Genomic DNA, 21,695 nt, shown 5'->3' with positions numbered 1-21,695 from the left:
CGGACCGTCTTCACCGACGACCGCCGATGCGGGACCGCAGGATGTCGATGCGCTTCTGGATCTGCTCGATGCTCGCCTGCGCCACGGCGGGTCCCCCGCTGATCCGACGGAGTTCGGCGTGGATCGACCCGTGCGGCTCGTTCGCGTGTCGGGACCAGATCGAGACGAGGCGCTGGAGTTCGGAGCGCTGCTCCTTGATGGTCATGTACATCGGCCGGTTCTCCGGCTCCGGCGCCTTCGGCAGCCCGTCCTTCACGACGCGGCCCTTGGACCGCTTCGCCTGCGTGGCCTGACGGGCACGGAGCAGGTCCCGCACCTGGTCGGGTTCGAGCAGGCCCGGGATCCCGATGAAGTCGAGTTCCTCGAGCGAGCCGACCTCGCCCCCGGTGCCGAACTCACCGCCGTCGTAGAGCACCCGGTCGAAGGACGCCTGCGAGTCGAGCGCCTCGAACGGCTGCATGTCGAGCAGGCTCTCGGAGGCACGGTCCTCTTTGTTGGCCTCGGCGACCATGGCGTCTTCTGGGTTGTACATGCCGTCCTCGGCGTCCTTCGGACGGTCGAGTGCGTGGTCCCGCTCCAGCTCGAGGGTGGCGGCGAGGGCCATCAGGCCGGGCACGCTCGGCAGGAACACCGACGCGGTCTCACCACGACGACGGGCGCGGACGAACCGGCCGATGACCTGGGCGAAGAACAGCGGTGTGCTCGCACTCGTCGCGTACACGCCGACGCACAGGCGCGGGACGTCGACGCCTTCGGAGACCATGCGGACGGCGACCATCCAGCGCGAGGTGTCCTCGGCGAAGGACTGGATGCGGCTGGAACCGGCGGCCTCGTCGGAGAGCACGACGGTGGGGCGTTCCCCGGTGATCCGCTGCAGGATGCGCGCGTAGGCCCGGGCGGTGGTCGTGTCGGTCGCGATGACCAGCCCACCTGCGTCGGGGACACCGCGGCGCACCTCGGTGAGGCGTTTGTCGGCGGCCGAGAGCACGGCGGGCATCCACTCGCCCTCGGGCGACAGGGCGGTCCGCCACGCCTGCGCGGTGATGTCCTTCGTGACGGCTTCGCCGAGGGACGCCGACATCTCGTCGCCCATCCGGGTCTTCCAGCGCATCTGGCCGGCGTACGCCATGAACAGCACGGGTCGGACGACGCCGTCCTTGAGCGCGCGGCCGTAGCCGTAGTTGTAGTCGGAGATCGAGGTGCGGATGCCCTGCTCGTCGGGGGCGTACTGCACGAACGGGATCGGTGCCGTGTCGGAACGGAACGGGGTGCCGGAGAGCGAGAGGCGCCGGGTGGCCTTCGAGAACGCCAGCCGGATGCCGTCACCCCAGGTGAGGGCGTCGCCGCCGTGGTGCACCTCGTCGAGGACGACCAGGGTCTTGCCGCCGGCGGTGATCCGTTCGTGCACCTCGGGGTTCATGCCGACCTGGGCGTAGGTGATCGCGACGCCCTGGTAGTGCCGACCGAACATGCCGTCGCCGTTCTTGAACATCGGGTTGAGTCGGATGTTGACGCGGTCGGCGGCGTCGGCCCACTGGCGCTTGAGGTGCTCGGTCGGTGCGACGACGACGAGCCGGTCGACGGTGCCGCGGGCGAGCAGCTCGGTCGCCAGCCGCAGCGCGAAGGTCGTCTTGCCCGCGCCCGGGGTGGCCGCTGCGAGGAAGTCGCGCGGCTCCTTCTCGAAGTACTTCGTCAGCGCCTCGACCTGCCAGGCACGGAGCTTCGAGGCGGTGCCCCATGCGGCTCGTTCCGGGAACGCCGGGGAGAGGTGCTCGGCGGCCGCGTTGCCCGCGACCTCGGCGATGGCGGCCGGTTCGGTCGGAGCCGGCTGGGTCGGGGCGGTCCCGTTCGCCGACGGCCCGTCGATCGGGAGTTCGGCGGGTTCCTGGTGCTCGATGTTCTCCGCTGCGCTCACTCCACCCGAGTGTACCGGCACGCTCAGTCCTGTCGGGCGTGCGGGGCACGCTGCTCGGGCGTCGCGCGGACGAGCGAGGCGGGTCGCAGCACGCCGGCGCCGAAGCGTGCGGTGACGGCGTCGACGGTGGTCTCGGTCTCACGCCACGGCGCGTCGTCGTCCCACAGGGCGTTGCTCGCGGCTGCCGGCACCAGGTTCTCGCCGCGGACGCCGATCAGTCGGATGCGGTTGCCCGGCCGGTGCAGGACGTCGTACAGCTCGACGGCTTCGCGGTGGATCCGCTTGGCGACGTCGCTGGGTTCGGCGAGCGTGCGGGACCGGGTGAGCGTGGTGAAGTCGGTGTACCGGACCTTGAGCGCGACCGTGCGCGCCTGCACCTCGGCGCGGCGGAGCCGGACCGCGACCTTCTCGGCCAGGCGCAGCAGCTCGCGGGCGACGTCGTCGCGTTCGGTGAGGTCGCGGCCGAAGGTGACCTCGTGCCCGATCGACTTCTCGCCCACCCCGGCCTCGACGGTGCGCGGGTCGCGGCCCCAGGCGAGGTCGTGCAACCGCTGCCCGCCGGACGGTCCGAGCAGGGCCACGAGCGACGGCAGCGGCGTGGTGGCGAGGTCGCGGACGGTGCGGATCCCCCGGCGCTCGAGGGTCTCCTGCGTCTTGCCGCCGACGCCCCAGAGCGCGGAGACGGGTTGCGGGTGCAGGAACTCGATCGTGTACGCGTGCGGGACGACGAGCAGCCCGTCGGGCTTGGCGCGGCTGGACGCCAGCTTCGCCACGAACTTCGTGGACGCGGCACCGACCGAGCAGTGCAGCCCGGTCTCGGCGAACACGGTCCGTCGGATCTCGGTGCCGATCTGCCACGGCGTGCCGTAGAGCCGGAGCGCACCGGCCACGTCGAGGAACGCCTCGTCGATACCGAGCCGCTCGACCCGCGGCGTGAACCGGTCGAAGATCCGCATGACCTGGGCGGAGCGCGCGCTGTACTTCTCGAAGTGCGGTTCGACGATGACGGCCGCGGGGCAGCGGCGTTTCGCGACGGCCATCGGCATCGCGGAGTTGATGCCGTACTTGCGGGCCTCGTAGGTGGCGGCGGTGACGACCGAGCGGTCCGAGTCGTGGCCGACGATGACCGGCAGGCCGACCAGGTCGGGGCGGTCGAGGAGTTCGACGGAGGCGAAGAAGGCGTCCATGTCGACGTGCAGGACCGTCGCCGTGGCGTCGTCGACCGGTGCGTCGGTGACGAGTCGGTTCCGTCCGTCCTGCTTGCTCACGGGGTCATGCTCGCACGGACCGGCGACACCCGGACCGACGGCGCCCGCGACACCGGACCCCGCGCGACCGGGACGGGCTCAGCCGGGCAGCGGCCCGAACTCCGCCGCCGCGATCGTCCGCATCGCCGAGTCCCGCGTCGACGGGTGGTACTGGCCGGCGCGGACGTCCCGGGCCAGGCGGGCGAGTTCGTCCGACGCCCGGAACGCCGATCCGCCGACGACCCGCAGCGCCTCGTCCACCACGGACTGCGCCGTGTCCACCGCACGGGTCTTCGTGCCGACGAGCAGCGGGAACCACCGGTCGTGCTCGACGAGCTCGTCAGCGTCCCGGGCGAGCGCGTCGACCTGCAGCGCGATGGCGTCGGTCGCACTGCGCATCGCGGCGACCGCGCGCCGGACGTCCGGGTCGGCCGAGCGCCGCGTTCCGTCCATGGCGACCCGTTCGGCGACCCGCTCGACCGCCAGGGTGACGGCCCGCGAGGCGATCCCGACGTACACCGACGCCACGAGCAGTTCGAACGCGGCGAAGATCCCGAAGACGAGCGGGTCCGCGACCGGCCCGACCGGCAGCACCCGGACGATGCGCTCCGCCGGCACGTGCAGCCCCTCGAGGATCGTCGTCCGACTCTGCGTCGCCCGCATGCCGAGCGTGTCCCAGTCGTCCAGGTGCCGGACCCCGTCGTCGGCACGGACCGCGAAGCCGTGCACGAGCCGCGGTCCGGTGCCCGAGGTGTCCTTCCCGAACACGCTCAGCAGGTCCCACGCGGGTGCGAGCGACGTCGACACCTTCGTGCCGGTGAACCGGTACCCGCCAGCGCCGTCCGGCTCGGCTGTCGTCAGCGAGTCGAAGAGCACGGCGTCGTTGCCCGGCTCGCTCACCCCGAAGGCGAGCAGCCGGTCCGCCGCCGCGGCGTCCGTGACGGTCTGGAGGAACGTCCCGCCCCGTGCGGACACGCTGCGCGCCGCCTGCACCCACACCTGGTGCATGCCGAGTCCGAGCGCCGTCGCCGGTGCCGCGGTCGCGAGGGTCCGCTGGACCGCAGCGGTCTCACGGAGACCCAGCCCCGAGCCTCCGTCCCCGATCGGCACCCCGATCCGGAGGTACCCCGCCTGCCGGAGCTCCGCCAGGTCCTCCGCGCAGAAGGCGTTGTCGGTGTCGTAGCCGGGGGCGCGTGCGGCGATGCGTGCCAGGAGGTCGTCCGGAACGGTCCAGGGACGTCGCTTGCCGGGAGTGGACTCGGTCATGGGACGAGAGTACGGTCGCCTGTCGTGTCAGACGAGCATCCCTGGACCCGGTACGTCGCGATCGGTGACTCCTTCACCGAGGGGATCGGTGACCCGGACCCGCACTCGGTCGGCGGCCACCGCGGCTGGGCCGACCGCGTGGCCGAGACCCTGGCCGACCGCACCGACGAGGACTTCGGCTACGCCAACCTCGCCGTTCGTGGACGTCTGCTCGGGCAGATCGTCGACGAGCAGGCCGAGGCCGCCGTCGCCCTCGCTCCGGACCTGATCACCGTGTCGGCGGGCGGCAACGACATCATCCGACCGGGCTCCGACCCGGACGCCCTGGCGGAGCGCTACGACCGGATGATCGCGACCCTCCGTCGTGACGGTGCGACCGTGGTGCTGTTCACCGGCCCCGACGTCGGCATGACGCCGGTCCTCGGCATGGTGCGCGGCAAGACCGCCATCTACAACGAGCACCTGCAGGCCATCGCGCTGCAGCACGGGGCGCTCGTCACGAACCTCTGGGCGCTCCGGGTGCTGCGGGACCCGCGGATGTGGGCCGCCGACCGTCTGCACCACTCCCCGCTGGGACACGCCACCGTCGCCGCCGCCGTGCTCGACACGCTCGGCGTCGCCCACGAACTCGGCGCCGCGGTCCCCGAGCCGCTCGCCGCTCGGCCCTGGCGGGAGGCCCGCGTCGAGGACCTCGGCTGGGCGAAGGAGTACCTCGTGCCGTGGGTGGTCCGACGCGTCCGTGGGACGTCGTCGGGCGACGGCATCACGGCCAAGCGGACCTCGCTGCAGCCCGTGGCACCGCGCGACTGAACGCTGCCCCAGGCCAGGCCAGGCCAGGCCAGGTCAGGTCATGTCAGCCGGCGAGTGAACGGTCGAGCTCGACACCGCGGAACGGGTTCGACCACCGCCACCAGACTCCCGGGTCCTCGATGGACCGGTCGAGCTCGAGCGGAACCGTCACCGGGTCGTGGTGCGACACCGCGAACCGCACCGACCCGACCCGCTCCCCCGCCGACCCGAACGTCAGCGGTTCCAGCGTCGTCTTCGCGGTCACGTCGGTCCGTCCCCAGACCAGGAGCGATGCGGCCCGGCTCGCCGTCGCGTCGACCTCTTCCTGCCAGGGCGCCTGGTACGTGCCGAAGGTCTGCCCGGCGTTCGTCAGGGTGATGGTGTGGAAGTCGTCCGCCACCGAGTGGAGCAGCTTCCGCACGTCGCCGTCGAGCGAGTCGTGGTCCACCCCGCCGAGCATCGCCCCGATCACCGTCACGGTGCGGCCACCGCGCTGGTACGTCGCCGCGAAGAGCAGGCACGCCCCGGCCTCGTCGAGCGTGCCGGTCTTGATGCCCTCGACGCCGTCCATGCCGAGCAGCTTGTTCGAGTTCTCGATGTCGCCGACGCCCGGCACCGTCGCCGTGGCGGTCCCGACGACCTCCTTGACGAGCGGGTCCGCCAACGCCAGCCTGCCGAGGTCGACCAGGTCCGTCGCGGTGCTCTGGTTCCGGGGGTCCAGGCCGGTTGGCTCCACGATCGTGGTGTCGTCCAAGCCGTGGCCGTCGAGCCAGGTCGCCGCGGCCTTCCGGTAGCCGTCCATCGACCCGAACGCCCAGAGCGCCAGCGAGCCGGCGTAGTTGTTCGCCGACTTCATCAGCATCACCTGGAACGCCCGGTACTCGGACAGCCGCAGGTTCGTCGGGAGCGGCGCCACCTCACCGTTCTGCGCCGCGTACTGGCCGTACAGCGCCTCCATCTGGGGCGTGAACCGCACGTCCGGGCCCTGGTCACCGGGCTGCAGCGGCTTCTCCTCGAGCACGACCAGAGCCGTGACGACCTTCGAGATGCTCGCGATCGAGCGGGCCTTCCGGTCCCCGCTGGTGGTCAGGCTCTCCGGGAAGCCGTCAGCCTCGACCGCCGTCGCACCGTAGTCCGGGAACCGGACGTCCGCGGCGCTCGCGGTCGGCGGCCGGTACGTCGCCGTGCTGGCCGTCGCCGGTGCGAACGGCACGACTGCGGCGGCCACCAGGAAGGCGACGACGAGCAGGAGCACCGCGATGACGGCAACCGTCACGGGCCTCCGGATCGCGGAGCGGGGGCGGCGGACGACGTTCGGCACGAGACCGGATCGTACTGGAGGCCCGGGGCGGGTCCCTGGGTCCGGTGCGGCTCGTCGCGGGGCCGGGGTGGGCCTCCCGGCACTGCGCCGTCCTGCTCTGGAGGAGCGCGTCAGTCTGACTAGACTCCTGCCGGGCGCAGCGGTGCGCCTGGCAGCCAGAGGGGGCAGCAGCATGACGAGTCGGTACCGGGGAAGCCTGACGGCGGTCCTCGCAGGGGTGGCCGCGGTCGTCGCGCTCACCGGCTGTTCGATGGCGGACCAGGGTGTGCCGCCGGCTCCGGCGACGACCGAGCCGACCCTCAGCGCCCAGGCGCGCGCCGACATCGCCGCCGCACAGGCACAGGCCGACGCGGCACACGCGACCGCCGCACCGACCGCCGTGGCGTCCGACACCATCCGGACGTGGCCCGCGCTCGACCACGGCACACGTCCCCACGCCACCGGCCCGGCCAGCAGGTCCGCTGCCGGTGTCTACACCTACACGGTGCAGCCGGACGACGTCGTCTCCGTGATCGCCCTGCGGTTCGGACTGTGCAACGCGGACCTCACGTACCCCGCGTCGGACACCGGTGTGCTGACGCCCGGGGAGGTCCTCACGCTCGAACGCCGCATGACACAGGACGGCGTGAGCCAGCAGGACGCAGACGCCGAGCACTCGGGCTGGCGCTGCAACTACCCCGGCTGACCGCCAGGGCGACGGACGATCGCCGAGAACGCGCGCTCGCCGTCTACGCCTTCTCGTCGACCAGCGCGACGAACCGGCTGCCGACACCCTCGACCTCGTGCCGCACGAAGCCCGCGGTCGGCTCAGGAGCCTGGTACGGCGCGTGGTAGTCGCACATCAGGTGGTCCCAGTCGGGCCACCACTTCTTCGGCCGCGCCTCTTCCCAGTAGCCGCACACGACGCACTCCAGGCGCACCCACACCTTCTTCGCACCCGTGCGGTTCGCCCGCGACTGCACCAGCCAGGCGGGCGGGTCCTGCTCGATCGCTGTCAGTTCAGCCTCGCTGAGGCGCGACGGGATCCCGTGGTGGGTCGCCATCTCGAGGGTGATGTCGAGCCGGACGGCGGCGTCGCGTCGGGAGAGCATCCGGCAAGCCTAAAGGAGGGGATCAGCGTGCACGTTGCGCGTGCGCGACCGCCCACAGGCCGACGGCGCTCGCCGCGGCCACGTTGAGTGAGTCGACGCCGTGGTGCATCGGGATCCGCACCGTGGTGTCGGCCGCCGCGACCGCGGCCGGCGTGAGGCCCTGTCCCTCGGTGCCCATGACCAGGGCGACCCGCTCCGGCACGTCGGCGACGAACTCCTCCAGGTCGACGGAGCGGTCGGTGAGGGCCATCGCGGTGACGTGGAAGCCCTGCGCGCGGAGGTCCTCCCCCGCGGCCGGCCACTCCCCGATGCGCGTCCAGGGGACCTGCAGCACGGTGCCCATGCTCACCCGGACACTCCGGCGGTAGAGCGGGTCGGCGCAGCGTGGGCTCACCAGGACCGCGTTGGCACCGAGACCGGCGACGCTGCGGAAGACGGCCCCGACGTTCGTGTGGTCGACGATGTCCTCGAGGACGACGACGAGCCGGGCGTCGCGCACGACGTCGGCGACGCTGGGCAGCTCGGGTCGGTGCATCGCCGCGATCGCGCCGCGGTGCATCCGGAAGCCGGTGAGCTCCTCGAGCAGCGCGTCCGATCCGACGAAGACCGGGCCGTCGTGCTCGGCGACCAGCGGCAGCACGCTGTCCAACCACTTCTCCTGCACCAGGACACTCCGCGGCACGTGCCCGGCACGGACGGCGCGCTCGATGACGGTGTTCGACTCGGCGATGTACAGCCCACCCTCGGGCTCCGTCACGCGGCGGAGTGCCACGTCGGTGAGCCGGGCGAAGTCGTCCAGGCGCGGGTCGTCGAGGGAGTCGATGCGGACGGGGTGCACGGTGCTCGTTCCGGTCGGGAGGATCGTGGTCGGGTCGCGGACGTCGGCCCGGGGAAGGACCGGGGACGCTCGGCGGTTGAGGGTACCGTGGACACGATGGCGACGAGCGACGGCACAGCGACCGACGGCACGGCGACGGACGGCACGGCGACCGACGAGACCGTCACCGACGTCGACCGGGCGGTCGCGGTCCTCCGCGGCAAGCGCATCGCCGTCCTGACGGGCGCCGGTGTCAGCACCGACTCCGGCATCCCCGACTACCGCGGCGCGGGACGTGTCGTCCGGAAGCCGATGACCTTCCAGGAGTTCCTCTCAGACCCTGCGAAGCGCCAGCGCTACTGGGCGGGCTCGCACCTGGGGTGGCGGACGTTCGCCGCTGCCCGGCCGAACGACGGACACCGGGCTCTGGCCGCCCTCGAGTCCGCCGGGGTCGTCAGCGGCATCGTCACCCAGAACGTCGACGGCCTGCACCTGCGAGCCGGGTCCCGTCGGGTCGTCGAGATCCACGGCTCGATGGACCGCGCCGTCTGTCTGACCTGCGGGCAGGTGTTCTCCCGCGCCGACCTGGCCGCCGTGCTGGACCGCGAGAACCCGTGGATCGACGAACCGGGTTCGGTGCAGCTGCAGCCGGACGGCGACGTGGAGATCAGCGACGTCCAGCGGTTCCGGGTGCCCGACTGCACCGTGTGCAGCGGCGTCCTGAAGCCCGACGTGGTGTTCTTCGGCGAGTTCGTCCCCGCCGAGAAGTTCCGCGAGGCCGTGTCGATCGTGGCCGAGGCGGACGCGTTGCTCGTCGTCGGCTCCTCGCTGACCGTGAACTCCGGCGTCCGCCTGCTCGACCACGCGACCCGGCGGAAGCACCCGGTCGTGATCGTGAACCGCGGCGTGACCCGCAGCGACCGTCGTGCCGCGGTGAAGATCGACGCCGGCACGACCGAGACCCTCGTCGAACTGGCGGCGCGGCTGTCCGCGTCTGCGATGATCGACGGGTGACGACGCTCCTCTACCTGGTCCGCCACGGCGAGACCGACTGGAACCGGCAACGACGCATCCAGGGTTCGACGGACGTGCCGCTCAACGACACCGGGCGCCGACAGGCTGCCGAGACCGCTACGCTGCTCACCCGCCGCCGGTTCGACGCCGTCGTCTCGTCGCCGCTGTCCCGGGCGCTCGAGACCGGCACGATCATCGCCACGCGCCTCGGCCTCCCCGAGCCGTCGACGTACGACGGGCTGCGTGAACGCTCCTACGGTGACGCCGAGGGGCTCACGCACCCGGAGATCGAGGCCCGCTGGCCGCACGACGCGGTGCCGGGGCGCGAATCCCGCGCCGCGCTGCTCGACCGCGTCACCGAGACGCTCGCCGAGATCGCCGTCCGCTTCGACGCCGGCTCGGTCGTCGTCGCGACCCACGGCGCAGTCATCCGGACCGTGGTCGACGCGGCCGCTCCGGGCACCATCGAGCGGTCGACCGTGCCGATCCGGAACGGGTCGGTGCACTCGTTCCGCTGGGACCCGGAGCGCTTCCGTGCTGAACTCGTCCGCTCCGACGACCCGATCGAGGACGTCTCGGACGCCCCGGGTCGCTACGCCTTCGAGTACCAGAACCCGCTCGAACGCCGGCACTGACCCGGGTCAGGTGCCCGAACCGCCCGTGTAGCCGGTCCCACCCGCGGTCCGGGCGGCCTGCGCCTCGGCCACCCGCAGGTCGTGGTCACCCGGACCGCTGCCGTGCAGGACACCGGCCTCCGGCAGGTCGCGCAGCAGACGCGCTCGGCGGCGGTCGGTGACCGCCATCCCGACGGCGATCGCCACGATGACGACGCCGACAACGATGAGTGTGAAGAGCATGGTCCCCCCGTCCGACGGGAGGCCCGTGCCCCCGTCGAACTCCACCGTAGCGTGACCGAGAGCACACGCCCGGTGCGCGGACTACGCTCCGGTGGACGACGCGGCCCGACGCTCGGTCCGCCCGCTGCGAGGTGACGCTGTGAGCGCTGGTGGACGGCACACCGACGGTCCTCGCGGCCGCGATCCGTGGGATGACGACGACGACCTCGACACCGCGTTCGGACCGGACACGGCGTCGATCCGCGCCCGGTCTCGTCCCGAGCGGGTCCGGGCCGGGACGGCGATCGTCCTCGGCGTCATCGGCGTCGCGGTGGTCCTCGTCGTGGTGCTCGGCGTGATCCTGTCCGGCGTGCAACGCGGCGTCGGGGGCGTGTTCCCGCAGCCCGAGGCCGACCGAGCGCGGTTCGTGGCGGCAGCGTCGGCGCTGCCCGGGGTGACGGGCATCGAGCGGGCCCGGAGTGAGAAGACCTCGTTCGCGGGCTACGACATCACCGCCCTCGTGCGGGCCGATCCGGCGCTCGGCGCTGACGAACGCCGAGCACTCGTCTCCGCGGTGAGCGCCGCTGCGGCCGAAGCCTCGGGTTCCGGCGTCCGCATCTGGGCCGACGTCGACCTGGGGTCGCAGCAGGTCGGGGTGTCGGACTCCGAGGAGGCCAGCCAGCGACGACTGCGGATGGCCGAACGGCTCGACGCGATCGGTGGCGTGGTCGGCGTCAGCTGCACGTTCGCAGCCGGCTCCGACGGGCGCTCCGACGGGCCTGCGGCGCAGCAGGTGACGGTCCGGTCAGCGGGTGCGGGCGCCGGGTTCGCCGCGGTCGCGGCTGCCGCCGAGCAGGTGGGCGACGACGTCTTCCCGGGCGTGCAGGTCCGGACCGTCCAGCCCTGAGGTCCGGACGGCGACCCCCGTCAGCGGCTGTGGGCCGCTCGGTCCGAGACGGCGCGCTCGACCGCACGGACGACCTGCTCGGCGGAGTCCTGCCAGCGGAACCGGGCCGCCTGCGCGACCGACGCCTGCGATGCGGTGCACCAGCGGGCCTCCAGTCGGCGGACTGCCGCCGCGACGGTAGACGGCGACGAGGGGTCGAAGTACTCGGCGACGTCACCCCCGATCTCCCGGAAGATCGGGATGTCGCTGACGACGACCGGTGTCCCGACGCCCATCGACTCCACCAGCGGGATCCCGAAGCCCTCGTCGTACGAGGCGGTCGCCAGGGCGGTGGCGGACCGCAGCACCGACCGGTACTCCTCGTCGCTCGCGCCGTCGTGGAATACCACGGCGCCGGCCGGCGCGAGACGGCCGATGCGTGCCCGGTCGGCGTCCGACACGCGCGACATGCAGTGCAGGGTCCAGTCCGGCCCGAGCAGGGGCAGGGCGGCCGCCAGCGTCTCGACGTTCTTGTACGGCATGAACGAGCCCATGTAGACGAGCGACTTCTGCCGGGGAGCGTCGGCGTCCCGGGGCTCGGCCGGGTCGGCGGCGTTGTACGCGACCGTCACGGGACGATCGGTCAGCCGGTGCTCCCTGATCAGCCCAGCGGTCGTCTCGGAGACCGTCACGACCCCGTCCGCGCCGTTGAGCAGCATCCGCTGGGGCCACCAGGCCAGGTGGAACGCACGCCAGCCGAGGCGCAGCGGCCACGAGAACTCCCGCGGGGGCGTGCGGTTCCGGTAGTAGATGAGGTCGTGGAGCGTGAGCACCAGGGCGTACCGGCGGCCACGGGAACCCATCGTCTGCATCGGCGAGAACACCGCGTCGAGGCCCAGGCGGTTGACCCGCCGCGCCACCAGCGGCTCCCCCGCCTCGGTCGGCGCCGGGACGAGTTCCCACGGCAGGTGTGACGGGAGTGATCCGAGCTGCCGCTCGTCGGACACGAGCAGCACGTGGTCGTGTCGGTCCGGCAGGTGGGCGGCGACGCCCGCCGTGAAACGGCTGATCCCGTCATGGCGGCCGATGCGGACGTAGCGGCAGTCGATGCCGATCCGGAGGCGGGTCACGAGGTCTGCATCCGTCGGAGGACCGCGCTCGCGGCCGCGGCCGGGGTCTCGTAGTGCACCAGGTGACCGACGCCGGGGACGACGACGAGTTCCGCGTCGGCGAGTCGCTCCGCCAGGGCACGCTGCTCCGGGACGGCCGTGATGTCGTCGTGCTCGGCGGCGACCAGCAGGACCGGCACCGGGATCCGGTCGGCGAACTGGGCGACGTCGTGCGTCACGGACGTCCGGAACGCCTCCATGACGCTGGTGCGGTTCGCGAAGGCCGAGAAGTAGCGGTCGTGCTGGTCGTGCACCCACCGCCGGAGGGACGGCCGGCGCGACTTCAGCATCGCGATGCTCATCGCCCGGACGATCGCCCGGTTCCGCAGGAGCCCGAGTCCGAGTGGGCGTGGCAACCAGGCGCCGAGACGGTAGTAGGCGATGGCGATGCCGGTGCCGACCGCCCGGGGACCCTGCAGCGCGGGCGCGGCGATCGGGTTCACCAGGACGAGCAGCCGGGTGTCGAGCCCGGCGGCGACCGCAGCAGACACGACGATCGACCCGAAGGAGTGGCCGAGGACGACGGTGTCACGGTCGAGCCCGAGTGCCGTCCGGAAGCCCTCGAGCCAGTGGACGTAGCCGTCGAGGTCGGAGGCCGGGAGCGGGTCGGACACGCCGAACCCGGGCAGGTCCGGCACGATCACCCGGACGCCGGTCGGGTGTCCGGACACCAGGTGCGCGGCGATCGACTCGAGTCCGTGGTGGTCGCCGCGGAACCCGTGCACCGCGAGGACGGTCGCCGGGGCGGTCCCGGCGTCGGCGGGGCCGTACTCCCAGAAGTGCGTGGTCCGGTCCGCCACCAGGACCGAGCGGTGCACGACGGGGGTGGCCGCCATCAGCGACTGGTACGGGGACAGCACGGGCGGTTCCATCCGCGTCAGTCTAGGGAACGTCCCCGGCGACGTGGTGTGCGCGCTGGGGGTCCCCCGGCTAGCGTGTCCGGGGCGGCCCTCCTGCTCTGGAGGCCGCCACGACCTCCGAGGAGCACGGTGTCCTTCACAGCCCCGATCCAGCAGCCCGGACTGACCCTCGACCCGCTCTGGTACAAGCGTTCGGTCTTCTACGAGTGCATGATCCGCTCGTTCGTCGACTCCAACGGCGACGGCACCGGAGACCTGCAGGGCCTGATCAGTCGGCTCGACTACCTGCAGTGGCTCGGCGTCGACGCCCTCTGGCTGCCGCCGTTCTTCCGTTCACCGCTGCGCGACGGTGGCTACGACATCTCCGACTACAAGGCGATCCTGCCCGAGTTCGGCACCCTCGACGAGTTCCGCGAACTCGTCACGAAGGCGCACGAGCGCAACATGCGCATCGTCATCGACATGGTCATCAACCACACGAGCGACCAGCACGAGTGGTTCCAGCAGTCGCGCGAGGACCCGAACGGCCCCTACGGCGACTTCTACGTCTGGCGGGACACCGACGAGGAGTACTCCAACATCCGCGTCATCTTCGTCGACACGGAAGAGTCCAACTGGACCTTCGACCCGGTCCGACGGCAGTTCTTCTTCCACCGGTTCTTCTCCCACCAGCCGGACCTCAACTACGAGAACCCGGCCGTGGTCGAGGCCGTGTACGACGTCGTCCGGCACTGGCTGGACCTCGGCGTCGACGGCCTGCGGCTGGATGCGATCCCGTACCTGTTCCAGTCGGAGGAGGGCAACGGCGAGGGCGAGCCGGAGACGCACGAGTGGATCAAGAAGCTCCGCACGATGATCGACGACGAGTACCCGGGTCGCGTGCTCATCGCGGAGGCGAACCAGTGGCCCCGGGAGACCGCTGCGTTCCTCGGCACCGACGAGGAACCCGAGTGCCACATGGCCTTCGACTTCCCGGTGATGCCGCGCATCTTCTACTCGTTGCGGGCCCAGCACGCCAAGGAGCTCCAGGCGATCCTCTCCGAGACGCTCGACGTGCCGGAGACCGCGGCCTGGGGTGTGTTCCTCCGCAACCACGACGAACTCACCCTCGAGATGGTGAGCGAGGAGTACCGGCAGGCGATGTACGGCTGGTACGGCTACGACCCGCGGATGCGGTCGAACATCGGCATCCGGCGACGGCTCGCACCGCTGCTGGACAACTCGCGCGCCGAACTCGAGCTCGTGCACGCGCTGTTGTTCTCGCTCCCCGGCTCGCCGTTCCTGTACTACGGCGACGAGATCGGGATGGGCGACAACATCTGGCTGCCGGACCGCGACTCGTCCCGCACGCCGATGCAGTGGACCCCGGACCGCAACGCCGGGTTCTCGTCCGCCGACCCGGGCAAGCTCTTCCTGCCCGTCGTGCAGTCCCTGGTGTTCAACTACGCCCAGGTGAACGTCGAGGCCCAGCTGGCGCAGTCGCGCTCCCTGCTGCACTGGATCCGCAACGTCATCCACGTGCGGAAGGCGCACCCGGTGTTCGGCATGGGGTCGATCGCCGTGCAGCAGACCTCGAACGACAGCGTGCTGGCGTTCGTCCGGTCCTGGGCGGGCTCCGGCTCGGACCAGCAGTTCGGGCCGAGCGCCGAGGACGTGCTCTGCGTGTTCTCGTTCGCGCACAACCCGACCTCGGTGACGATCACCGCGCCCGAGTACGCGGGCCGGCCGCTGGTCGACCTCTTCGGTGGCGGCGCGTTCCCGTCCTTCGACGCCGAGGGCACCGTGACGCTGACGCTCGGCACGCAAGCGTTCTACTGGCTGCACGTCGGTCGGGGTGCGGAGAACGCGAGCGCGCCTCGCGGGGCTGTCGGTGCCGTTGGCTAGCCTGACCGCGTGACCTCCCCCGCTGCCGCGCTCGACCCGGCGACCCGGCCCCCGCAGGACCTGACCACCCGACCGTGGTGGCACGCGCTCGGGGTGTTCGACCTCGAGACGACCGGGATCGACGTCGAGACCGCGCGGATCGTCAGCGCACACGTCGGCCTCATCGACATGACCGGCCGCTCCATCGTCGAGGGCAGCTGGCTCGCCGACCCCGGCGTCGAGATCCCCGAGCAGGCCGCGGCGGTGCACGGCATCACGACCGAACGCGCCCGTGCCGACGGACGCCCGGCCGGCGAGGTCGTGGCCGAGATCGTCGCCGCGGTCGAGGCCGTGTTCGCGCGCGGCATCCCGCTGGTGATCTACAACGCCCCCTACGACCTGACGCTGCTCGACCGGGAGGCCAAGCGCCACGGGATCGCCTCCCCCGTGATCGGCAACGTGGTCGACCCGTTGGTGATGGACAAGGCGCTCGACACCTACCGGAAGGGCAAGCGGACGCTCGAGGTGGCGTCGCAGCTCTACGGCGTGCAGCTCGACGACGCGCACGACGCCGGTGCCGACGCGATCGCCGCCGGTCGGGTCGCGCAGGCGATCGCCGCCAAGTACCCCGACGAACTCGGCATCAGTGCCGAAGAACTGCACCGCAAGCAGGTGACGTGGTGCTCCGAGCAGGCTGCGTCGTTCCAGGAGTACATGCGGGGCAAGCGCGACCCCTCGTTCACCGCCGACGGCCGCTGGCCCCGACGGCACTCGGCCCCGAGCATGTAGCATTCCGAGAGGGGGAGGGCCGGATCGCGCCGTCCCCTCGACGACCGCACTGCAGGCACCGCCTGCACCGCTCAAGGGGAGATCCGCGCACGTGTTCCTGAAGACCTTCGGGTGGTCCCTGGCCATCACCGTGCTCGCACTGGCCATCGCGCTGGTCTACGGCGGATGGAGCGCGGTCATCATCACCGCGATCCTCGGCGTGCTCGAGATCAGCCTCAGCTTCGACAACGCGGTCGTCAACGCCCGCATCCTCGAGCGGATGAACCCGTTCTGGCAGAAGATGTTCCTGACGGTGGGCATCGTCATCGCCGTCTTCGGCATGCGCGTGCTCTTCCCGCTGCTCATCGTCGGGGTCACGGCGTCGCTGAACCCGGTCGAGGCCGTGCAGCTCGCGCTCGAGAAGGGGCCGATCGACGAGCCCGGCACGTACGCGTACCTGCTCCACGAAGCGCACCCGCAGATCGCGGCCTTCGGCGGCATGTTCCTGCTGATGATCTTCCTGGACTTCATGTTCGAGGAGCGCGACATCCTCTGGCTGCGCTGGCTCGAGCGCCCGTTGCTCTTCATCGGCAAGCTCCCGATGGTCAACGTCATCGTCGCCCTCGTGCTGCTGGCCGTCGCGGGCACCACCGCCGGCGAGCACCAGTCGACGGTCCTCATCGCGGGCATCGCCGGCCTCGTCACGTACTTCCTGGTCACCGGACTCGGCGGGCTGTTCGACGTCGACGACCCGGAGGACGACGGCAACTCGTTCGAGAGCACCGGCGAGATGGTCGCCGAGGCGAACCGCATCAGCAACAAGCGCCGCGTCGGCAACGTCGCCGGCAAGGCCGCGTTCCTGCTGTTCCTCTACCTCGAGGTCATCGACGCGTCGTTCTCGTTCGACGGGGTCATCGGCGCCTTCGCGATCACCGCCGACCCGATCATCATCGCGCTCGGTCTGGGCCTGATCGGTGCCCTGTTCGTGCGTTCTCTCACCGTCTTCCTGGTCCGACAGGGCACGCTGGACGAGTTCGAGTACCTCGACCACGGGGCGCACTGGGCGATCGGTGCTCTCGCGGCGATCCTGCTCGTCACGATCACCACCGAGGTGAACGAGGTCGTCACCGGCCTCATCGGCGTCGTCTTCATCCTCGCCGCGTTCATCTCCTCGGTGGTCCGCAACAAGCGCAAGGCCGGCGACCACGAGCCGGCAGACGACCACGCAGCCGTCGCCTCCTGACGGTCGCGACGACTGCACCACCGACGAAGGGTTCACCGCAATGGGTCTCAGCCTCCAGAAGGGCCAGGCGCTCTCGCTCACGAAGACCGACGGCAGCGCACTGACGCGCGTCCGTCTCGGTCTCGGGTGGGACGCCGTGGCGACGAAGCGCGGCCTGTTCGGCGGCAAGAAGTCCGCGGACGTCGACCTCGACGCCTCGGCGGTCTTCTTCGGCGCCGACGGCCAGCCCGTCGACTACGTCTGGTTCAACCAGCTCCGCAGCAAGGACGGCTCGGCGCAGCACACCGGTGACAACCTCACCGGTGAGGGCGACGGCGACGACGAGGTCATCCGCATCGACCTCAGCGCGGTGCACGGCGCCGTGCAGCAGATCGTCTTCGTCATCAGCAGCTACAGCCGGCAGACGTTCGACAACGTGCAGAACGCGTTCTGCCGGGTGGTCGACGACTCGACCGCCGGTGCGCCCGAGGTAGCCCGCTACCAGCTGACCGACTCCGGCCAGCACACCGCGATGGTGATGGCGAAGGTGTCGCGCACCGGAGCAGGATGGACCTTCACAGCGATCGGCGAACGTGCCGACGGCCGGACGGTGCAGGACCTGGTCGGTCCCGCGGCCGCCGCGCTCTGACGGCACCCCACCAGACGGAAGGACGATCGATGGCGACCCTCTCGCTCTCGAAGGGCAACAACCTCTCCCTGACCAAGACGGACCCGGGGCTGCGACGCGCCATGATCGGCCTCGGCTGGGATCCGCGGACGACGGCCGGCGAGCAGTTCGACCTCGACGCCTCGGCCCTGCTGGTCGGTGCGAACGGCAAGGTCCGCTCGAACGACGACTTCATCTTCTACAACCAGCTGCAGTCCGTCGACGGTTCGGTCGTCCACCAGGGTGACAACCGCACCGGCGAGGGTGACGGCGACGACGAGCAGATCCTCATCGACCTCGACCTCGTCTCCGCCGACGTCGCCCGGGTGGTCATCGTCGTCACCATCGACCAGGCCGACGCCCGCCACCAGAACTTCGGGCAGGTGCGCGGCGCCTTCTGCCGGGTCGTCAACGACGAGACCGGCGACGAGGTCGTCCGCTTCGACCTCACCGAGGACGCCGCGTCGGAGACCGGCATGATCTTCGCCGAGATCTACCGGTACGACGGCGAGTGGAAGTTCCGCGCGGTCGGCCAGGGCTACGCGACCGGCCTCCGCGGCGTCGCGACCGACTACGGCGTCGTCCTCGACTGACGGTCAGACGACCTCCCTCCCCCACAACCGAAAGGACCCGATCATGGCCGGACTCTCCCTCAGCAAGGGCGGCAACCTCTCCCTCACGAAGACGAGCCCCGGGCTCACCGTGGCCACCGTCGGCCTCGGCTGGGACCCGCGCACCACGGCCGGCGAGGCGTTCGACCTCGACGCATCGGCGCTCCTGGTCGGTCCCGACGGCAAGGTGCGCTCGGACGCCGACTTCATCTTCTACAACCAGCCCAAGAGCGCCGACGGATCCGTCGAGCACAAGGGCGACAACCGCACCGGTCAGGGCGACGGTGACGACGAGCAGATCGCCATCGACCTGCAGAGCCTTCCGGCCGACGTCGACCGCGTGGTCGTCGTGGTCTCGATCGACCAGGGCGAGGCTCGTCGGCAGAACTTCGGCCAGGTCCGCAGCGCGTACTCCCGTGTGCTCGACCAGGACGGCGCCGAGATCGTCCGGTTCGACCTCTCGGAGGACGCCGCCCCCGAGACCGCGATGATCTTCTCGGAGATCTACCGCAGCGGCGCCGAGTGGAAGTTCCGCGCGGTCGGCCAGGGCTACCAGACCGGTCTCGCCGGCGTCGCGACGGACTTCGGCGTCAACCTCAGCTGACCCAGCGCACGACCAGCAGCACCCAGCAGCACCCAGCAGTTCCACCTCGTCACAGGAGACCACCGATGCCCGGACCGCTTGCTCCGCCGGAGCCCACCGACCCGTCGCAGGACGCCCTCGTCCTGCGTGCTGCCGACGCTGCCGAGGTCGTCACCCCGGACGACGCTCCGGGCATGGTGCCGGTGGACGCGGACCGGCAGGCGCAGATCGCGGCCCAGGCCCGGGAGTTCGTCGACGAGGTCGCACGGCTCGACCCGCGGTCCCCCGCGTTCACCGAGAAGGTCGACGGCATCAACGCGATCGCCGGATCCGAGATCGCACGGTCCGGCGGGTTCTCCTCGCGCATGCTCGAGCGCTCCCAGTCGTCGGTCGCCGGCGCCAAGCGGACCGGGGACGGCACGCAGGTCAAGGTCGCCACCACGCTCGGCGACCTGCGGTCCACGGTCGAGGACCTGACGCCCAACGCGGCCGACCTCAGCACCGGCCGGAAGATCCTCGGCATGATCCCGGGCGGCAACAAGCTGGCGAAGTACTTCCAGCGCTACGAGTCCGCGCAGACCCAGCTCGACCACATCATCAAGTCCCTGATGGCCGGGCAGGACGAGCTCCGCAAGGACAACGCGACGCTCGCCGACGAGAAGGTCCAGCTGTGGGAGACCATGCAGCAGCTGAGCGAGTACGCGGTGTTCGCGAAGGCCCTGGACGCGGCGACGGTCACCAAGATCGAGAGCCTGCGGAACGGCGGCCGCGTCGACGAGGCGCAGAAGCTCGAGTCCGACGTGCTGTTCCCGGTGCGGCAGCGCCACCAGGACATCTTGACCCAGCTCGCCGTGTCGGTGCAGGGCTACCTGGCGATGGACCTGATCCGGAAGAACAACACGGAGCTCATCAAGGGTGTGGAGCGCGCCCGCACCACGACGATCGCGGCGCTCCGGACGGCCGTCGTCGTGGCCCAGGCCCTGGCGAACCAGAAGATGGTCCTCGACCAGATCGACGCGGTGAACAACACCACGAACGCGATGATCCTGCAGACCAGCGAGATGCTGCGTGACCAGACCACGCGGATCCACGAGCAGGCGACGAACTCCGGTGTCAGCGTCGAGACCCTGCAGAAGGCGTTCGACAACGTGTTCCAGACGATGGACGCGATCGACTCGTTCCGCTCGCAGGCGGCACAGAACATGTCCTCGACGGTGTCGGCGCTCGAGTCCGGCATCCAGCGCGCCAAGCCGTACCTGGAGCGCGCCCGCCAGACCGACGACGACCCTCGATCGGTCACGCGATGACCCCTGCGGTCGGCTGTCGTGCGTGATCGTCTGCGCGCGCTGTTCGGCCGCGACGACGACGACCAGGACCGGCGGGTGCCCGACCCGGACGCCGAGACGCCAGCGTCGGCCGCAGCTGCTGCGGCGGCCCGGATCGACGTCCGCGGTTCGGGTGGCGCGGCCGACGACGCTGCAGCCGCGGCCGGGATCGACGACCTCCGGACCATCGTGCGTGCGGCCGGAGCCGATCTGCCGACCGTCGTGTCCTCGCGCGTCCGACACGTCGAGGACCTCCTCCGGGAGGCCGCCGGCACCGTCATCGCGCGTGGCGCCTCGACCGAGCAGCGGTACCTCTTCCAGGCCATCGTGAACGACTACCTGCCCACGCCCGTCCGGACGTACCGCTCGCTGCCCGCAGCGGACCGCACGCCGGAGAGCGCCGCCACGGCGACCCTCGCCGGCCAACTCGACGTCGTCGCGGAGACGGTGGAGGACATGCACGAACAGATCAGGAGCGGTGCCATCGCCGAACTCTCCTCGCACGGCCGGTTCCTGCGGGACCGCCTGGGTGACGGCGACGACGGCCTGCGCCTCCGCGGAGCCGACTCGTGACCGGGCAGCTCGTCCCGGGCGCCAACGCCGCGCTGACGGCCGAGAACCCCGGCCTCACCGCGGTCGTCGTCGGCATCCACTGGGACCAGATCGCCAGCCGCGGGCCCTCGGCCGAACTCGTCCCGGTGGCGATAGTGTGCGGCCCTGACGGTCACGTCCTCTCCGACGAGGACCTCGTCTTCTTCAACCAGATCGAGAGCGCCGACGCGTCCGTCCGGTACCTGGCCGAGTCCGACCAGGAGGAGATCGACGTCGACTTCGCCTCGGTCCCGAACGCCGTCGACAAGATCGTCTTCGCGGTGTACCTCGACCCTGACCCGCGGTCGCCGAAGGACCTCGGCTCGATCCGGTCGATGTCGGTCCGCGTCTGTGCTCCGGACGGTCGCGAACTCGTCGCGTTCCCGCTGCCGTCCGAGCGGAACCACCTGATCAACGCGGTGATCCTCGGCGAGCTCTACCGCCACCGGTCGGAGTGGAAGTTCCGCGCCGTCGGCCAGGGCTACACGACGGGTCTGACCGGCCTCCGCACCGACCACGGCATCGGCCGCGCGCGATGACGACGGGACACCCGTTCCTCCGCCGTCGCGTCCGCCCGATCCCGCCCGGCCAGGAGGCCCGCCCGAGCGCCGCCACGTCGGGCACCAACGCCACGTCCGGCACCACCGCCACGTCCGGCACCACCGCAACACCCGGCGTGCCGCTCCGCCGCCCGACCCCGCCCGCTGCACCGCCCGTGGCATCGGCACCGGCCGCGCCCGCCAGCTCCGGCGGCGGGCTGAGCCTGTCCTCCGGGCGGCAGCCCGCACCGCCGGCGGTCCGGACGCCGGCGCCGCGCAGCTCGACCGCACCGTCGGTCGACGCAGCCCCCGCGG

The 21,695-nt window shown here is 71.3% G+C and carries 23 protein-coding genes and 1 pseudogene; 15 read left to right on the top strand and 9 right to left on the bottom strand.

Annotated elements, in window-relative coordinates:
- Window positions 1-10: 10 nt before the first annotated feature.
- The 3 genes from DEJ25_RS06110 to DEJ25_RS06100 form a co-directional block, all read right to left on the bottom strand.
- Window positions 11-1,804, bottom strand: coding sequence for a DEAD/DEAH box helicase (locus DEJ25_RS06110; RefSeq protein WP_111044275.1), 1,794 nt, complete (start codon window positions 1,802-1,804; stop codon window positions 11-13).
- A 134-nt stretch (window positions 1,805-1,938) separates the two neighbouring features.
- The gene (gene dinB, locus DEJ25_RS06105; RefSeq protein ID WP_111044130.1) at window positions 1,939-3,183 is read right to left on the bottom strand and encodes a DNA polymerase IV; all 1,245 of its coding nucleotides are present in this window, start codon (window positions 3,181-3,183) and stop codon (window positions 1,939-1,941) included.
- A 78-nt stretch (window positions 3,184-3,261) separates the two neighbouring features.
- A complete protein-coding gene (locus tag DEJ25_RS06100) occupies window positions 3,262-4,428 on the bottom strand; it encodes an acyl-CoA dehydrogenase family protein (RefSeq protein WP_111044129.1) in 1,167 nt (388 codons plus the stop codon).
- Between the two features lie 24 nt (window positions 4,429-4,452).
- Here DEJ25_RS06100 and DEJ25_RS06095 point away from each other — a divergent pair, with 24 nt between their 5' ends.
- Complete coding sequence (locus DEJ25_RS06095) at window positions 4,453-5,238, top strand: SGNH/GDSL hydrolase family protein (protein WP_111044128.1); 786 nt, start codon at window positions 4,453-4,455, stop codon at window positions 5,236-5,238.
- A 43-nt stretch (window positions 5,239-5,281) separates the two neighbouring features.
- Here the strand turns inward: DEJ25_RS06095 and DEJ25_RS06090 are convergent, their stop codons facing one another.
- Window positions 5,282-6,538: a D-alanyl-D-alanine carboxypeptidase family protein gene (locus tag DEJ25_RS06090; protein WP_181427361.1), complete on the bottom strand. Its 1,257-nt coding sequence runs from the start codon at window positions 6,536-6,538 to the stop codon at window positions 5,282-5,284.
- 172 nt (window positions 6,539-6,710) lie between these two features.
- On the opposite strand from DEJ25_RS06090, the gene DEJ25_RS16605 reads away from it, so the two are divergent.
- Complete coding sequence (locus DEJ25_RS16605; RefSeq protein ID WP_181427360.1) at window positions 6,711-7,223, top strand: LysM peptidoglycan-binding domain-containing protein; 513 nt, start codon at window positions 6,711-6,713, stop codon at window positions 7,221-7,223.
- A gap of 43 nt (window positions 7,224-7,266) precedes the next feature.
- Here the strand turns inward: DEJ25_RS16605 and DEJ25_RS06080 are convergent, their stop codons facing one another.
- Window positions 7,267-7,629: a hypothetical protein gene (locus DEJ25_RS06080; RefSeq protein ID WP_111044125.1), complete on the bottom strand. Its 363-nt coding sequence runs from the start codon at window positions 7,627-7,629 to the stop codon at window positions 7,267-7,269.
- A 22-nt stretch (window positions 7,630-7,651) separates the two neighbouring features.
- A complete protein-coding gene (locus tag DEJ25_RS06075; protein WP_111044124.1) occupies window positions 7,652-8,467 on the bottom strand; it encodes an RNA methyltransferase in 816 nt (271 codons plus the stop codon).
- Window positions 8,468-8,563: 96 nt separating this feature from the next.
- On the opposite strand from DEJ25_RS06075, the gene DEJ25_RS06070 reads away from it, so the two are divergent.
- Both DEJ25_RS06070 and DEJ25_RS06065 read left to right on the top strand, forming a co-directional pair.
- A complete protein-coding gene (locus tag DEJ25_RS06070; RefSeq protein WP_111044274.1) occupies window positions 8,564-9,460 on the top strand; it encodes an NAD-dependent protein deacetylase in 897 nt (298 codons plus the stop codon).
- Complete coding sequence (locus DEJ25_RS06065) at window positions 9,457-10,095, top strand: histidine phosphatase family protein (RefSeq protein ID WP_111044123.1); 639 nt, start codon at window positions 9,457-9,459, stop codon at window positions 10,093-10,095. The genes DEJ25_RS06070 and DEJ25_RS06065 overlap by 4 nt, the downstream gene beginning before the upstream one ends.
- Window positions 10,096-10,101: 6 nt before the next feature.
- On the opposite strand, the gene DEJ25_RS06060 is transcribed toward DEJ25_RS06065, so the two are convergent.
- On the bottom strand, window positions 10,102-10,317 hold the full coding sequence (locus DEJ25_RS06060; protein WP_146240625.1) for a hypothetical protein: 216 nt from the start codon (window positions 10,315-10,317) through the stop codon (window positions 10,102-10,104).
- 139 nt (window positions 10,318-10,456) lie between these two features.
- Here DEJ25_RS06060 and DEJ25_RS06055 point away from each other — a divergent pair, with 139 nt between their 5' ends.
- Window positions 10,457-11,203, top strand: coding sequence for a hypothetical protein (locus DEJ25_RS06055; protein WP_146240624.1), 747 nt, complete (start codon window positions 10,457-10,459; stop codon window positions 11,201-11,203).
- A 20-nt stretch (window positions 11,204-11,223) separates the two neighbouring features.
- Here DEJ25_RS06055 and DEJ25_RS06050 read toward each other — a convergent pair whose 3' ends face one another.
- Together DEJ25_RS06050 and DEJ25_RS06045 are read right to left on the bottom strand one after the other, a co-directional pair.
- Entirely contained in the window at window positions 11,224-12,312 is a 1,089-nt protein-coding gene (locus DEJ25_RS06050; protein ID WP_111044120.1) for a glycosyltransferase family 1 protein, read from the bottom strand.
- Window positions 12,309-13,223, bottom strand: a complete 915-nt coding sequence (locus DEJ25_RS06045) for an alpha/beta fold hydrolase (RefSeq protein WP_111044119.1) — start codon at window positions 13,221-13,223, stop codon at window positions 12,309-12,311. The genes DEJ25_RS06050 and DEJ25_RS06045 overlap by 4 nt, the downstream gene beginning before the upstream one ends.
- A 117-nt stretch (window positions 13,224-13,340) precedes the next feature.
- Here DEJ25_RS06045 and treS point away from each other — a divergent pair, with 117 nt between their 5' ends.
- The 10 genes and pseudogenes from treS to DEJ25_RS16845 form a co-directional block, all read left to right on the top strand.
- Window positions 13,341-15,095: a maltose alpha-D-glucosyltransferase gene (gene treS, locus DEJ25_RS06040; protein WP_111044118.1), complete on the top strand. Its 1,755-nt coding sequence runs from the start codon at window positions 13,341-13,343 to the stop codon at window positions 15,093-15,095.
- A gap of 9 nt (window positions 15,096-15,104) precedes the next feature.
- Window positions 15,105-15,863, top strand: a complete 759-nt coding sequence (locus tag DEJ25_RS06035; protein ID WP_375334541.1) for a 3'-5' exonuclease — start codon at window positions 15,105-15,107, stop codon at window positions 15,861-15,863.
- A 91-nt stretch (window positions 15,864-15,954) separates the two neighbouring features.
- Entirely contained in the window at window positions 15,955-17,085 is a 1,131-nt protein-coding gene (locus tag DEJ25_RS06030; RefSeq protein ID WP_110902256.1) for a DUF475 domain-containing protein, read from the top strand.
- 40 nt (window positions 17,086-17,125) lie between these two features.
- Window positions 17,126-17,713, top strand: a complete 588-nt coding sequence (locus tag DEJ25_RS06025) for a TerD family protein (RefSeq protein WP_110902255.1) — start codon at window positions 17,126-17,128, stop codon at window positions 17,711-17,713.
- A 29-nt stretch (window positions 17,714-17,742) separates the two neighbouring features.
- Window positions 17,743-18,324, top strand: coding sequence for a TerD family protein (locus tag DEJ25_RS06020; protein WP_111044117.1), 582 nt, complete (start codon window positions 17,743-17,745; stop codon window positions 18,322-18,324).
- Window positions 18,325-18,367: 43 nt separating this feature from the next.
- Window positions 18,368-18,946 carry a TerD family protein gene (locus DEJ25_RS06015; protein ID WP_111044116.1) on the top strand — a complete coding sequence of 193 codons (579 nt, stop codon included), beginning with the start codon at window positions 18,368-18,370 and terminating at the stop codon, window positions 18,944-18,946.
- Between the two features lie 65 nt (window positions 18,947-19,011).
- On the top strand, window positions 19,012-20,232 hold the full coding sequence (locus DEJ25_RS06010) for a toxic anion resistance protein (RefSeq protein ID WP_111044115.1): 1,221 nt from the start codon (window positions 19,012-19,014) through the stop codon (window positions 20,230-20,232).
- 18 nt (window positions 20,233-20,250) lie between these two features.
- Entirely contained in the window at window positions 20,251-20,823 is a 573-nt protein-coding gene (locus DEJ25_RS06005; protein ID WP_111044114.1) for a hypothetical protein, read from the top strand.
- Complete coding sequence (locus DEJ25_RS06000; RefSeq protein ID WP_111044113.1) at window positions 20,820-21,380, top strand: TerD family protein; 561 nt, start codon at window positions 20,820-20,822, stop codon at window positions 21,378-21,380. The genes DEJ25_RS06005 and DEJ25_RS06000 overlap by 4 nt, the downstream gene beginning before the upstream one ends.
- Window positions 21,377-21,695, top strand: a pseudogene (locus DEJ25_RS16845) (hypothetical protein); the annotation flags it as partial. The gene DEJ25_RS06000 and the pseudogene DEJ25_RS16845, both read left to right, overlap by 4 nt.

Origin of the sequence: Curtobacterium sp. MCPF17_011 (assembly GCF_003234145.1) — a bacterium.
In the GTDB taxonomy this organism is placed as follows: Bacteria; Actinomycetota; Actinomycetes; order Actinomycetales; family Microbacteriaceae; genus Curtobacterium.
Note: the sequence above shows the minus strand (reverse complement) of the source record. Positions and strands in the feature narration are given on the sequence as shown.

Excerpts from the sequence above, each read along its gene's own strand:
- DEJ25_RS06100 (WP_111044129.1), bottom strand. The coding sequence starts at position 4,428 with ATGACCGAGTCCACTCCCGGCAAGCGACGTCCCTGGACCGTTCCGGAC.
- DEJ25_RS16605 (WP_181427360.1), top strand. The coding sequence starts at position 6,711 with ATGACGAGTCGGTACCGGGGAAGCCTGACGGCGGTCCTCGCAGGGGTG.
- DEJ25_RS06080 (WP_111044125.1), bottom strand. The coding sequence starts at position 7,629 with ATGCTCTCCCGACGCGACGCCGCCGTCCGGCTCGACATCACCCTCGAG.
- DEJ25_RS06070 (WP_111044274.1), top strand. The coding sequence starts at position 8,564 with ATGGCGACGAGCGACGGCACAGCGACCGACGGCACGGCGACGGACGGC.
- DEJ25_RS06060 (WP_146240625.1), bottom strand. The coding sequence starts at position 10,317 with ATGCTCTTCACACTCATCGTTGTCGGCGTCGTCATCGTGGCGATCGCC.
- DEJ25_RS06045 (WP_111044119.1), bottom strand. The coding sequence starts at position 13,223 with ATGGAACCGCCCGTGCTGTCCCCGTACCAGTCGCTGATGGCGGCCACC.
- DEJ25_RS06025 (WP_110902255.1), top strand. The coding sequence starts at position 17,126 with ATGGGTCTCAGCCTCCAGAAGGGCCAGGCGCTCTCGCTCACGAAGACC.
- DEJ25_RS06020 (WP_111044117.1), top strand. The coding sequence starts at position 17,743 with ATGGCGACCCTCTCGCTCTCGAAGGGCAACAACCTCTCCCTGACCAAG.
- DEJ25_RS06015 (WP_111044116.1), top strand. The coding sequence starts at position 18,368 with ATGGCCGGACTCTCCCTCAGCAAGGGCGGCAACCTCTCCCTCACGAAG.
- DEJ25_RS06010 (WP_111044115.1), top strand. The coding sequence starts at position 19,012 with ATGCCCGGACCGCTTGCTCCGCCGGAGCCCACCGACCCGTCGCAGGAC.